A 12,711-nucleotide genomic window follows, 5' to 3' on the forward strand; every position below is an offset into this window, starting at 1 on the left:
TACGAAATAGGCAAACGGTTCAATATCTGTGCAGTTCGTTGCTCCGCGGGGTGGATCGGCGCGGAACGTGCCTGTTGAAAAGGCGTTTAAGACCAGGGAAGTGGCATGGAAGTTCTAACCACCGCGGAAATGCAGCGGGCTGATCAACTCAGCATCACGGCCGGCACGCCTGGCTTCAAGCTGATGCTGAGCGCAGGCCAGGCGGTCGCCGAAGCCGCCAACGCGCTGGTCGAGGAGGGGTCGATCCTGATCGTGGCCGGCCCCGGCAACAATGGCGGTGACGGTTTTGTCGCAGCCGCCGAACTCGCCGCGCAAGGCCGCGAGGTCTCGGTCATCCTGATGTGCGAGCGCGACCAGCTTCAGGGCGACGCAGCCTCCGCCGCCCGCGGCTGGAAGCAACCGGTGTTGCCGTTCAATCCGCAGGCGATCGGAAGACCTGCGCTGATCATCGACGCGCTGTTCGGCGCGGGCTTGAGCCGTCCCATCGACGGCGAGGCGCGCGCGATGATCGAGGCGATCAATGCCAATGGCGCGCCGGTGCTGGCGGTCGATTTGCCGAGCGGCATCAACGGCACCAGCGCGGCCGTGCTGGGCGTCGCGGTGAACGCCACCGAGACCGTCACCTTCTTTCGCAAGAAGCCCGCGCATTTGCTGCTGCCCGGTCGCATGCATTGCGGCCGCGTGCGCGTCGCCGACATCGGGATCGACGCCCAGGTGCTCGACGAGATCGCGCCACAGACCTTCGAGAACGATCCGGATTTCTGGGGCGCTGCTTTCCCGGTGCCGCGCATCGACGGCCATAAATACGCGCGCGGCCATGTGCTGGCGGTCTCCGGCGATGCGGCCGCGACCGGCGCTGCGCGGCTTGCCGCTCGCGGCGCTCTGCGCGCCGGCGCGGGCCTGGTGACGCTTGCGACCCCGCGCGATGCGCTCGCGATCAATGCAGCCGCGCTAACCGCCGTGATGGTTCGACCCGTCGACACCGTGATCGAGTTCGGCGAGCTGCTCGATGACAAGCGTTATAACACCTGCATGATCGGCCCCGGCGCCGGCGTCGGCGATCGTGCCTGCGATATCGTTCACACCGCGATCTCGGCGCGGCGCCATGTCGTGCTCGATGCGGATGCGCTGACGAGCTTTGCCGCAAGTCCCGAGCGGCTGTTTGAGTCGATCAAGTCCGCGGCTGAGGCCCAGGTGGTGCTGACGCCGCACGAGGGCGAGTTTCCACGGCTGTTCTCCGACCTCAGCAACAAGACTCCAGGCCGCTCGAAGCTGGAGCGCGTGCGCGCCGCCGCGGAACGCTCCGGCGCCGTCGTGCTCTTGAAGGGCCCCGACACCACCATCGCCGCGCCCGACGGCCGGGCCACCATCGCCGCCAACGCGCCACCCTGGCTCGCGACCGCAGGTGCCGGCGACGTGCTCGCCGGCATCATCGCTGGCCTCTTGGCGCAAGGCGTGCCGGCGTTCGAGGCCGCCAGTATCGGCGTCTGGATGCACGGCGAGGCGGGAAGCGAAGCAGGGCCGGGCTTGATCGCCGAAGATCTCACTGAGACGCTGCCGGCCGTGCACCGGCGGATCTATAACGCGCTCGGGATCGAGTACTGATGCTCCGGCCGCTCGCGCTCACCGACATGGGCGCGGCGGCGCAGGTCCATCGGGCCGCGTTTGACCGGGCGATGCCGTGGCTCGTTGGGCTGCACACCCCGGACGAGGATCACTGGTTCTACCGCGAGCGTGTCTTTCCGACCTGCCGCGTCTGGGGACGCTTCGACGGCGATGAACTGCGCGGGATCATCGCGTTTCGTGACGGCTGGATCGAGCAGCTCTACGTTCGTCCCGCCGCGCAGGGCCGCGGCGTCGGCACGGAACTGCTCGACATTGCCAAAGGCGCATCCGAAAGGCTCGAGCTCTGGACCTTCCAGCGCAACGTGCCGGCGCGGCGCTTCTATGAGGCGCGCGGGTTCAGCCTGGCCGAGGAGACCGACGGGGCGCGTAACGAGGAGAAGGAGTCCGACGCTCGGTACGTCTGGACGCGAACGAGCCGATAGCTCACTCCACACCGTACCACCGCACCAGCCGCGGCGCGGACCAGTCGGTCACGACGGATTCGATCAGCCATCGTCCCGGCCAGGTCGCGGCGAAGGCGATGCGCTGGGTCTGGCCGGGTTCGATCGCGAGCGTGTCGAGCCAATACGGCTTCCAGCCATCGTCGAGCCGGTCGAGCAAACGGAAATGGTGGCCGTGCAGGTGGAAGACGATGGTGATGGGGGCGGGGTTCTGCACCGCCAGCACGATGGTCCGGCCCGCCCTGGCGCGGAAGGCGGGAGCCGAGGCGGTGGAGAAATTGGCGGTCCGTGTCCATCCGGCGTCGAGGGCGCCGAGCGCGACATCGAACCGCAGGGCGCCTTTCAGATCGAGCTTTTCGGGGAGGTCATTCGAGGGCAGCGGCTGTGGCGGCGGCAGGGCCGCGCGTCGCTCCAGGTTGCCCGAGATGGTGAGGTGCCCGATCGGGCTCGCCTGCTTGCCGTCATGCAGCACGAACGCGGCCGATATGGCTGCATCGACGAAGGCGTCGGCGCGGGCGCCAGGGGCCAGCACCAGGGCGCCGTTGCGGGCCGGGAACGGCTCGGTCGGCTGTCCGTCCAGCGCCATCACGTGGACCTCGTGGTTTTCCAATTTGATCGCCAGAACAGAACGTTGCGAGCCGTTGATGAAGCGCAGCCGCAGCCGCTCGCCGACCGCGGCTGAGAGTTCAAATGAAGTTCGTCCGTTCAGCGTGTAGAGCGGGGTCGTGTCCTTGGGATCCTGGCCCGGCGGCAACGCGGTGCCATCCGGCCTCACGCGCCACTCTTCGATCAGCAGGACCTCGTCACGATCGACGGCGATGCGGCTGGTCTCCTCGGCGACGACAAGAAGCGGGCGTGCAGGCTGCTTCAGGCGGTCTTCAAAGAGGCGAAAGTCGGCTACCAGGGTTCCGGCGCTTGGTATTGAAATAATTGATGTTTCGGTCGCGTCAGGCGCGGTGGGCGCGCGCCCGCGCAGGGGATCGGCCACCGCCGCGCCATTGAGGCCGTACCAGGTTGGCGCAAGCGGGACAGGCAGCGTATTGCGGAAGGTCACCTCGCAGAGGTCGCCGCGCCTAAGACGGACGTTGCCGAGATGGCTGACGGCGGCCAGCTCCCAGATCGGTGCAGGGGGCTGATCCGGCTTCAAAGCCAGGGTCGCGGGGCGGGCCTGGAGCGCAAGCTGGGTGGTCGCGACTGGTGCTGCGCCGCCGCCAAACAGGCCCGCGGCAGAAGCCCCAAGGCCGGCCAGGACTTCGCGTCTGCTCGGGTCGAAAATCCGCGGTTTCATAGGCGCGATCCGGACCACGCCGCGCTGGATAAGTCCAGCCATCGTGCCTACCTGAAGGGTGCCTCCATCAGGCCATTTTTTTGCTGCGAACAGGCGGGCACATGCTATAAGCCCGCCGCTCGCGGCATCGCGGCCGGTCTTGATGCAAATTTACGCGGGCGTGGCGGAACTGGTAGACGCGCTGGATTTAGGTTCCAGTGACGAAAGTTGTGGGGGTTCGAGTCCCTCCGCCCGCACCAAGCGCTTTCAGCGTTTGCACGGATTACCGAAGGGCCTGCTCCTTGCGGATGTTTTTCCGTATGGAGCCGGTTCTGATTGAACCCACCGGCGCAGGGGCACTGGCCTCGCGCGCCGGACCGATTGATGACAGCGTCCCGACGCGCGCGTGCCGGGACCGAACGAGAAGAAGATTGGACGCCATGCAGGTCACAGAAACCCTCTCGGAAGGCTTGAAGCACGAGTTCAAGATCAGCGTTCCCGCGTCTGATCTCGACGCCAAGGCTGGCGCCAAGCTCGTCGACCTCAAGGACAAGGTGCGCCTTAACGGCTTCCGTCCCGGCAAGGTGCCGGTTACTCACCTCAAGAAGGTCTATGGCCGTTCGGTGATGGCCGAGACCATCGACCAGACCATTCGCGACGCCAACACCCAGCTGTTCTCCGAGCGCGGCTTCAAACTCGCAACCGAGCCGAAGATCACGATGCCGACCGAGCAGGCCGAAGTAGAGGAACTGCTGAATGGCAAGACCGACCTGACCTACACGGTCGCGATCGAAGTGGTGCCGTCCATCGCGCTTGCCGACTTCAAGACCTTCCAGGTCGAGAAGCCCGTCGCCGACGTCTCCGATTCGGACGTCGACGAAGCGATCAAGCGCATCGCCGACACCAACCGCGGCTATGCCGACAAGGGTGAGGGCGCCAAGGCTGCCTCCGGCGACCGCGTCACCATCGGCTTCAAGGGCACCATCAACGGCGAAGCCTTCGAAGGCGGCACCGGCGAGGGCATCCAGGTCGCGATCGGTTCCAACACCTTCATCCCCGGCTTCGAGGAACAGCTGATCGGCATCGGCGCCAACGAGACGCGCACGCTGAAGGTGTCGTTCCCCAAGAACTACATGAGCGAGAAGCTCGCCGGCCAGCCGGCCGAGTTCGAGACCACAGCGACGCTGATCGAGGCGCCGCAGGATCTCACCATCGACGACGAGTTCGCCAAGACGCTCGGCCTGGAATCGCTGGACAAGCTCAAGGAAGCCGCGCGCGAGCGGCTGGTTGCCGAATACGCCGGTGCAACGCGCCAGCGCGTCAAGCGCGCGCTGCTCGACCGTCTCGACGAGGCGCATCGCTTCGAGGCGCCGCCCTCGCTGGTCGACGAGGAGTTCAATCTGATGTGGAACTCGGTCAAGGCCGAGATGGACTCCGCCGGCAAGACCTTTGCCGACGAGGACACCACCGAGGACAAGGCGAAGGAAGAGTACCGCAAGATCGCCGACCGCCGCGTGCGTCTCGGCCTCGTGCTCTCCGAGATCGGCGAGAAGAACAAGATCACCGTGACCGACGACGAGGTCGGCCGCGCCGTGATCGAGCGCGCCCGCTCGATGCCCGGCCGCGAAAAGGAAGTCTGGGACTATTATCGCAGCAATGCCCAGGCGCTGGCCCAGCTTCGTGCACCGATCTACGAGGACAAGGTCGTCGACTTCATCCTCGAGCTTGCCAACGTGACCGAGAAGAAGGTCTCGCGCGAGGACCTGTACAAGGACGACGAGGAAAAGACTGCAGCCTGAAGGCTTTGAGACAGTCTTCTATTAAGGATGATCAGCGAAGGGGCCCAGCTAGCCAGATGGCCGGCTGGGCCTTTTTGCGAGAATCAGCTTCAAGTGCCTCAAAGGGCTCAGTGGATTAAGCCTTAATTCGTTCCGCACTTGTCTGGCGCGAATTGGGCTATATCTGTCGGTACATACGCGTTCTACCTCTCCCAACTTCCTGCATCACGGGACGTCCATCCGCCTTCCGGCACATCCAGCCCAACTGGTAGCCACGATTGGCGATGTCGGCCTCTAAAAACCCTAGGTGACTCATGCGCGATCCCGTTGAAACCTACATGAACCTCGTGCCCATGGTGGTCGAGCAGACCAACCGTGGCGAGCGCGCCTACGACATTTTCTCCCGCCTGCTGAAAGAGCGCATCATATTCCTGACCGGACCCGTCGAGGACGGCATGTCGACGCTGGTTGTCGCGCAGCTCTTGTTCCTCGAGGCGGAAAATCCGAAGAAGGAAATCTCGATGTACATCAACTCGCCGGGCGGCGTGGTGACGTCGGGCCTTGCGATCTACGACACCATGCAATTCATCCGTCCGCCGGTCTCGACCCTGTGCACGGGACAAGCCGCGTCGATGGGCTCGTTGCTGCTCGCGGCCGGCGAAAAGGACATGCGCTTCTCGCTGCCGAACGCGCGCATCATGGTGCATCAGCCTTCCGGCGGCTTCCAGGGCCAGGCCACCGACATCATGCTGCACGCCCAGGAAATCCTGAACCTGAAGAAGCGGCTCAACGAGATCTACGTGAAGCACACCGGCCAGACCTACAAGTCGATCGAGGATGCGCTGGAGCGCGACAAGTTCCTGACCGCCACCGACGCCAAGGAGTTCGGCCTGGTCGACAAGGTCATCGACAAGCGCGCCGAGGAGCCGGCAGCGAAGCCCCAGTAACGCGACCGGGGCTGCAACATCGATCCCTGGAGTTCGTCTTGGAATTCCTCTTGGATTCCCTGGGATCGCCAGGGCAATGTTGACGTTAACGGCCGACTTCGCGAGGGCGCAAAAAGACAGCTTTGCGCCCTGCGGCAGGCAGAAAGTTCCGCTTTCGTGCTTGTTTTTCGTGGCAATCCAGCAACGCCGGGGTGATTTCGATCACTTCGCCCGTGCCAAGACGTGAAATCACGGTATTGTCACGGGTAGCCAGCGCCCCCCCGATTAGCGAATTCTTGATAGTCGGGTGACAGCATGGTTGGCTACGACTGATCGGCTATGATCGCGGAGAATCGAGTGACCGTGATTCGCACGGGATGTAACGCGTAGGGTCTTTTTTGGTACGGAATTTGCTCTATTTAAGTCCTTTACCCGACAACGTATCGGGATGGGACGATCGAGCGGACGGGATCGAACCGCGGACGGAGACATGAATGAGTAAGGTCGGCACGAGCGACTCCAAGAACACGCTATATTGCTCGTTCTGCGGCAAGAGCCAGCACGAAGTTCGCAAACTGATCGCGGGTCCCACGGTCTTCATTTGCGACGAGTGCGTCGAGCTCTGCATGGACATCATCCGCGAGGAGAACAAGTCCTCGTTGGTCAAGTCGCGCGACGGGATTCCGACGCCGAAGGAAATCTGCAAGGTTCTCGATGACTACGTCATCGGCCAGAGCCATGCCAAGAAGGTCCTGTCGGTCGCGGTGCACAACCACTACAAGCGCCTCAACCATCAGACCAAGCACAACGACGTCGAGCTTGCGAAGTCGAACATCCTGCTGATCGGTCCGACCGGTTCCGGCAAGACGCTGCTCGCGCAGACGCTTGCCCGCATCCTGGACGTGCCGTTCACGATGGCGGATGCGACCACGCTGACCGAAGCCGGTTATGTCGGTGAGGACGTCGAGAACATCATCCTCAAGCTGCTCCAGGCCGCCGACTACAATGTCGAGCGCGCCCAGCGCGGCATCGTCTACATCGACGAAATCGACAAGATCAGCCGCAAGTCCGACAATCCCTCGATCACGCGCGACGTGTCGGGTGAGGGCGTGCAGCAGGCGCTGCTGAAGATCATGGAAGGTACGGTGGCTTCGGTCCCGCCGCAGGGCGGCCGCAAGCATCCGCAGCAGGAATTCCTGCAGGTGGATACCACCAACATCCTGTTCATCTGCGGCGGTGCGTTCGCCGGCCTCGAGAAGATCATCTCGGCGCGCGGCCGGTCGACCTCGATCGGTTTCGCGGCCCAGGTGATGGCGCCGGAAGACCGCCGGACCGGCGAGATCTTCCGTCACGTCGAGCCTGAGGATCTCCTGAAGTACGGCCTCATTCCCGAGTTCGTCGGTCGTCTGCCTGTTGTCGCGACGCTCGAGGATCTGGACGAGACTTCGCTGAAGAAGATCCTCACCGAACCGAAGAACGCGCTGGTGAAACAGTACCAGCGGCTGTTCGAGATGGAGAACATCGAGCTGACCTTCGCCGACGAGGCGCTTGGCGCGGTTGCCCGCAAGGCGATCGAGCGCAAGACCGGCGCGCGTGGTCTGCGTTCGATCCTCGAAGCGATCCTGCTCGAGACCATGTTCGACCTGCCGGGCCTGGAAGGTGTGGAAGAAGTCGTGATTTCGCGCGAAGTCGTGGAAGGAACGGCGCGTCCGCTCTACATCTACGCCGATCGGTCCGATCGCGCCGTCGAGAACGCCAGCGCCTGATTTTGCGGCGCTGGAATGCTCCAAACGTCTTTCATTGTAGCGGCTGCGGACATGTACTCCGCAGCCGGAATTGCGTCGCTTACCCAGTGCGTAAGCGCCTGATGGCGCGTGTTTTTCAATGACTTGACACCCCCCGGGTCGATAGCCACCTAATGTCGGCGGCGAGCGAGAATTCTGTTAAAGATTCGCCTCAGTTCCGATCCGGCAAGCCCGGTCCAACCTTCGCGTGGTAGACCGGTTTTGTGGATCACCTCGGCACCTTGTGGCGGTTGCGCATGAGAGAAGCGGACTGCGTGCGAGGGGGCAAAGCAAAAGGAAAAGGCCATGACTAATCCAAAACCCCGGCCAACCATCGTCCATGGTGAGACGCACGCTTATCCGGTGTTGCCGCTGCGCGATATCGTCGTCTTCCCGCACATGATCGTTCCGCTCTTCGTCGGTCGCGAGAAGTCCATCCGCGCGCTCGAAGAGGTGATGAAGAACGACGCGCTGATCATGCTCGCGACGCAGAAGAACGCGTCCGACGATGATCCGGCGCCCGATGCCATTTACGAGACCGGTACGCTTGCAAGCGTGCTGCAGCTCTTGAAGCTTCCCGACGGCACCGTGAAGGTGCTGGTCGAAGGGCTCGAGCGTGCGCGCGTGCAGAAATACACCGATCGCGCCGACTATTACGAGGCCACCGCAATTGCGCTCGCCGACACCGATGCGAAGTCGGTCGAGGCCGAAGCGCTGTCGCGCTCGGTCGTGTCCGACTTCGAGAGCTATGTGAAGCTCAACAAGAAGATCTCGGCCGAGGTCGTTGGCGTCGTGCAGGCGATCACCGATTTCGCCAAGCTCGCCGACACCGTTGCCTCGCATCTCGCCGTCAAGATCGCGGACCGGCAAGGAATCCTGGAGACGCTGTCCGTCACCACGCGCCTGGAGAAGGTGCTGGGCCTGATGGAGAGCGAGATCTCGGTGCTGCAGGTCGAGAAGCGCATCCGCTCGCGCGTCAAGCGCCAGATGGAGAAGACCCAGCGCGAGTATTATCTCAACGAGCAGATGAAGGCGATTCAGAAGGAACTCGGCGACGACGACGGTCGCGACGAGCTCGCCGATCTCGAAGAGAAGATCTCCAAGACCAAGCTCTCCAAGGAAGCGCGCGAGAAGGCGCAGCATGAATTGAAGAAGCTGCGCCAGATGTCGCCGATGTCCGCGGAAGCGACCGTCGTGCGCAACTATCTGGATTGGCTGCTGTCGATCCCGTGGAACAAGAAGTCCAAGGTGAAGAAGGATCTGGAAGCGGCGCAGGCCATTCTGGACTCGGATCACTACGGGCTGGAGAAGGTCAAGGAACGTATCGTCGAGTATCTCGCGGTGCAGTCGCGCGCCAACAAGCTGACGGGCCCGATCCTGTGCCTGGTCGGACCTCCCGGCGTCGGCAAGACCTCGCTCGGCAAGTCGATCGCGAAGGCGACCGGCCGCGAGTTCGTGCGCGTGTCGCTCGGCGGCGTGCGTGACGAGGCCGAGATCCGCGGCCACCGCCGCACCTATATTGGCTCGATGCCCGGCAAGATCATCCAGTCGATGCGGAAGGCGAAGTCGTCCAATCCGCTGTTCCTGCTGGACGAGATCGACAAGATGGGTGCCGATTTCCGCGGCGATCCGTCTTCGGCTTTGCTCGAGGTTCTCGATCCCGAGCAGAACGGGACGTTTGCCGACCACTATCTGGAGGTCGACTACGATCTGTCGAACGTCATGTTCATCACGACCGCGAATACGCTGAATATTCCGGGCCCGCTGATGGACCGCATGGAGATCATCCGGATCGCCGGCTACACCGAGAACGAGAAGGTCGAGATCGCGCGCAAGCATCTGATCCCGACCGCGGTGTCCAAGCACGGCCTGGACTCCAAGGAGTTCTCGATCGACGACGACGCGCTGCTGCTTCTGATCCGCCGCTACACCCGAGAAGCGGGCGTGCGTAATCTGGAGCGTGAGCTCTCCACGCTCGCCCGCAAGGCGGTGAAGGAGCTGATGATCTCCAAGAAGAAGTCGGTCAAGGTCACCGAGAAGACTCTGGAAGAGTTGCTCGGCGTGCCGAAGTACCGTTTCGGCGAGATCGAGAGCGAGGCGCAGGTCGGCATCGTCACCGGCCTGGCCTGGACCGACGTCGGCGGCGAGCTGCTGACCATCGAAGGCGTCATGATGCCCGGCAAGGGCAAGATGACGGTCACGGGCAATCTGCGCGACGTGATGAAGGAATCGATCTCGGCGGCGGCGTCCTACGTCCGCTCCCGCGCGATCGTCTACGGTATCGAGCCGCCGCTGTTCGACCGCCGCGACATCCACGTGCACGTGCCTGAGGGCGCGACGCCAAAGGACGGTCCGTCGGCGGGCGTGGCGATGGCCACCGCGATCATCTCGGTTATGACCGGCATTCCGGTCCGCCATGATGTCGCGATGACCGGCGAGATCACGCTGCGCGGTCGCGTGCTGCCGATCGGCGGTCTGAAGGAGAAGCTCTTGGCTGCGGCCCGCGGCGGCATCAAGACGGTGCTGATCCCCGAGGACAACGCCAAGGATCTCACGGAGATTTCCGATGCGATCAAAGGCGGCATGGAGATCATCCCGGTCTCCCGTCTGGATGACGTCGTCGCCAAGGCTCTGGTGCGGAAGCCCGTGCCGATCGTCTGGGAAGAGGACACCAAGGTGACGGTGAAGCCCGACGGCGACGAAGCCGCCGGCGGCCTGACCGCTCACTGAGATCGCAATTCGAAAAAATGATAAAACGGCGCCTTCGGGCGCCGTTTTTTTGGAGGGAAGAAGGGACGATCGCGATGCTGGTCGACGGGCAATGCCATTGCGGAAAGATCACCTTTGAAGCCGAGATCGACCCCGAGACGGTGTCGGTCTGTCATTGTCGCGACTGCCAGACCCTGACGGGCTCGCCATTCCGGGTGACCGCGATCTGCTCCAAGGCCGATGTGCACGTCACCGGCGGCGCGCCAAAAGTCTATGGCAAGCGCGGTGATAACGGCCGGATGCGCTTCCAGCACTTCTGTGGCGATTGCGGTTCCCCGCTGTTCACCAGCGGCGAGGGCGACCAGGCCGACGATTGGGGCATCCGCTGGGGCTCGATCCGCCAGCGCGACAAATTGCGCCCGGTCAGGCAGATCTGGTGCCAGTCGGCCGCGGTGTGGATCGACGCCGTGCCGCTGCTGCCGGGCCGGCCGGGGGATTGAGGGCCCTGAGGACCCTCGTTCCGTACTTGCCCGCACAGGGCAGGTGGGGATAAAGAAGCGCCGTGGGGCGGTTAGCTCAGCTGGTTAGAGCATCTCGTTTACACCGAGAGGGTCCGCGGTTCGAATCCGTGACCGCCCACCAGCCTTTGTTTGTCCAGCCCGGAGACATAGGTAACAGGTCGTACCTAAGACATGGGTGACAACCTCGTGCCGAACGGGTTGTCGAAGGGTTGCAGGGTCACTCACTCCACGCATTCGTTGGCATGGCCATTATTGCTCGGCCCGCACTTTCGCCGTCAAGCCCGCGCGCCAAGGGCGCGCCCCCTACGGGGCTTCGGGGGTTGACGGCTCAGCGCGGCCAAGCCGGTGGCTGCCATGCCAAGAATGAGCAAGAGTGCATCTCGGTCAGAGCGACAATGTCGTACCGGGAACATCGGTGACGGGCTTCGGGCCGAATGGATTGTCGAGGGGTTGCAAGGTCTTTTGCTCGAGGTCGAAGTATCCCAGATCGTAGTGCATGAAGCTGACGAGCCAAATGCCATCGTCGACTTCCTTGATGCCGAGCTTCTGGCCGGCCAGCACGCTCGAGATGTTGATCCTCTTGCGATGCAGGCAGAGCCGTCCGCAGGCCGTGACGAGGACGTCGCGGTCATGGAATGGATAGGACAGTTCGGGCAAGCCGTCATAGTGGCGCGGTGAAGCCGCATACAATTCCGCCGGACACTTCATGTCGAGCGCCTCGTGCGGTCTTTCCGTGTTGAATTCGTGAACGAAGGCATCGAAGCGGTCTTGTTGTTGCAGAATATTCGAGCCTGGCGGCCGGGTCGCCTCCTTCTTCAGCGTCAGGTGCATGCGCTCGTGACGGCCATTCTGCTGCGGATGGCCAGGCTTGATGCGTTCGATGGCGATGCCGAGACGAAGCCACCAGACCGAGAGCCTTGACAGGTTGAACAGCGCATTGGGGCTGGCGAACGGTACGCCATTGTCGGAGCGGATCGACAGCGGCAGCCCGCGTTCGGCAAACAGCCGCTCGAACGCCGTAACTGCCAGTTCCTCTCGCGTCGACTCCAGAGCTTCGCACATGAGCAAGAACCGCGAAGCCTGATCGGTCACGGTGAGTGGGTAGCAATAGCGCCCATTGCCGAGCTTGAACTCGCCCTTGAAGTCGGCGCACCAGAGGTCATTGGGCGCAACCGCGGCCGACAACCGCGTGCCCTGCGCCGGGGTCTTCCGTTCACGGGCGCGCTTGACCAGGCCCTGGCGGTCGAGCACGGCATGGATGGTGCTCTTGGCCGGCACCCTGACGTCACCATCCAGCCGCCGGACCAGGAGCTCGCGGATTTTGCGGGCTCCCCAATGTGGCTTCTCGGTTTTCAGGCGTACGATCAGGCTTTCGAGCTGCTGCGGCAGCTGGTTGGCGTAGCGGACCGGCCGCCGCGACCGGTCCGTCAGGGCCTCAAGCCCGTGCTCCTTGTACCGACCAAAGATCTTGTAGCCGGTCTTCCGCGATATGCCGAAATCCCGGCATACGTCCGTCATTGCCTCGCCATCCAACAGCCGGGCAACAAACCGCAGGCGCTCCTCCATCACCGAACTCGCTTTCCACGGCATCCACACCTCCCGCAGAACAAAAGCGGAAAGTGTAACCCATGTGTCCGGTACGTTTTGTCACCTATGTCTC

General features: G+C 63.3%; 9 protein-coding genes and 2 tRNA genes. 9 read left to right on the plus strand and 2 right to left on the minus strand.

The features are described from left to right. Positions 1-105: 105 nt before the first annotated feature. Positions 106-1,605, plus strand: coding sequence for an NAD(P)H-hydrate dehydratase (locus tag JJC00_RS18530; protein ID WP_200473898.1), 1,500 nt, complete (start codon positions 106-108; stop codon positions 1,603-1,605). Next, positions 1,605-2,048 (plus strand): GNAT family N-acetyltransferase, encoded by a 444-nt coding sequence (locus tag JJC00_RS18535; protein ID WP_200473899.1) that lies wholly within the window; start codon positions 1,605-1,607, stop codon positions 2,046-2,048. The genes JJC00_RS18530 and JJC00_RS18535 overlap by 1 nt, the downstream gene beginning before the upstream one ends. A gap of 1 nt (position 2,049) precedes the next feature. Here JJC00_RS18535 and JJC00_RS18540 read toward each other — a convergent pair whose 3' ends face one another. Continuing rightward, a complete protein-coding gene (locus tag JJC00_RS18540) occupies positions 2,050-3,354 on the minus strand; it encodes a multicopper oxidase family protein (RefSeq protein WP_200474152.1) in 1,305 nt (434 codons plus the stop codon). Positions 3,355-3,508: 154 nt separating this feature from the next. Between JJC00_RS18540 and JJC00_RS18545 the strand changes: the two genes are divergently transcribed. The 7 genes from JJC00_RS18545 (at position 3,509) to JJC00_RS18575 (ending at position 11,172) form a co-directional block, all read left to right on the plus strand. Next, a tRNA-Leu gene (locus JJC00_RS18545) sits at positions 3,509-3,593 on the plus strand. A 180-nt stretch (positions 3,594-3,773) separates the two neighbouring features. Next, the gene (tig, locus tag JJC00_RS18550) at positions 3,774-5,132 is read left to right on the plus strand and encodes a trigger factor (RefSeq protein WP_200473900.1); all 1,359 of its coding nucleotides are present in this window, start codon (positions 3,774-3,776) and stop codon (positions 5,130-5,132) included. 293 nt (positions 5,133-5,425) lie between these two features. Then, positions 5,426-6,058 carry an ATP-dependent Clp protease proteolytic subunit gene (locus JJC00_RS18555; protein WP_200473901.1) on the plus strand — a complete coding sequence of 211 codons (633 nt, stop codon included), beginning with the start codon at positions 5,426-5,428 and terminating at the stop codon, positions 6,056-6,058. A 473-nt stretch (positions 6,059-6,531) separates the two neighbouring features. After that, complete coding sequence (gene clpX / locus JJC00_RS18560) at positions 6,532-7,803, plus strand: ATP-dependent Clp protease ATP-binding subunit ClpX (protein WP_018320118.1); 1,272 nt, start codon at positions 6,532-6,534, stop codon at positions 7,801-7,803. Between the two features lie 324 nt (positions 7,804-8,127). Continuing rightward, positions 8,128-10,551 (plus strand): endopeptidase La, encoded by a 2,424-nt coding sequence (gene lon / locus JJC00_RS18565; protein ID WP_200473902.1) that lies wholly within the window; start codon positions 8,128-8,130, stop codon positions 10,549-10,551. A gap of 74 nt (positions 10,552-10,625) precedes the next feature. After that, positions 10,626-11,030 carry a GFA family protein gene (locus tag JJC00_RS18570; RefSeq protein WP_200473903.1) on the plus strand — a complete coding sequence of 135 codons (405 nt, stop codon included), beginning with the start codon at positions 10,626-10,628 and terminating at the stop codon, positions 11,028-11,030. 65 nt (positions 11,031-11,095) lie between these two features. Next, positions 11,096-11,172 (plus strand) — tRNA-Val (locus tag JJC00_RS18575). A 263-nt stretch (positions 11,173-11,435) separates the two neighbouring features. Here JJC00_RS18575 and JJC00_RS18580 read toward each other — a convergent pair. Beyond that, positions 11,436-12,641 (minus strand): IS481 family transposase, encoded by a 1,206-nt coding sequence (locus JJC00_RS18580; RefSeq protein WP_200469653.1) that lies wholly within the window; start codon positions 12,639-12,641, stop codon positions 11,436-11,438. Positions 12,642-12,711 lie beyond the last annotated feature (70 nt).

This window comes from Bradyrhizobium diazoefficiens (genome assembly GCF_016616885.1).
In the GTDB taxonomy this organism is placed as follows: Bacteria; Pseudomonadota; Alphaproteobacteria; order Rhizobiales; family Xanthobacteraceae; genus Bradyrhizobium; species Bradyrhizobium diazoefficiens_F.

What these genes read in the sequence shown, in the direction of transcription:
- JJC00_RS18530 (WP_200473898.1), top strand. Translation starts at nt 106, where the DNA reads ATGGAAGTTCTAACCACCGCGGAAATGCAGCGGGCTGATCAACTCAGC.
- JJC00_RS18580 (WP_200469653.1), bottom strand. Translation starts at nt 12,641, where the DNA reads ATGCCGTGGAAAGCGAGTTCGGTGATGGAGGAGCGCCTGCGGTTTGTT.
- JJC00_RS18540 (WP_200474152.1), bottom strand. Translation starts at nt 3,354, where the DNA reads ATGAAACCGCGGATTTTCGACCCGAGCAGACGCGAAGTCCTGGCCGGC.
- clpX (WP_018320118.1), top strand. Translation starts at nt 6,532, where the DNA reads ATGAGTAAGGTCGGCACGAGCGACTCCAAGAACACGCTATATTGCTCG.
- JJC00_RS18535 (WP_200473899.1), top strand. Translation starts at nt 1,605, where the DNA reads ATGCTCCGGCCGCTCGCGCTCACCGACATGGGCGCGGCGGCGCAGGTC.
- JJC00_RS18555 (WP_200473901.1), top strand. Translation starts at nt 5,426, where the DNA reads ATGCGCGATCCCGTTGAAACCTACATGAACCTCGTGCCCATGGTGGTC.
- lon (WP_200473902.1), top strand. Translation starts at nt 8,128, where the DNA reads ATGACTAATCCAAAACCCCGGCCAACCATCGTCCATGGTGAGACGCAC.
- tig (WP_200473900.1), top strand. Translation starts at nt 3,774, where the DNA reads ATGCAGGTCACAGAAACCCTCTCGGAAGGCTTGAAGCACGAGTTCAAG.
- JJC00_RS18570 (WP_200473903.1), top strand. Translation starts at nt 10,626, where the DNA reads ATGCTGGTCGACGGGCAATGCCATTGCGGAAAGATCACCTTTGAAGCC.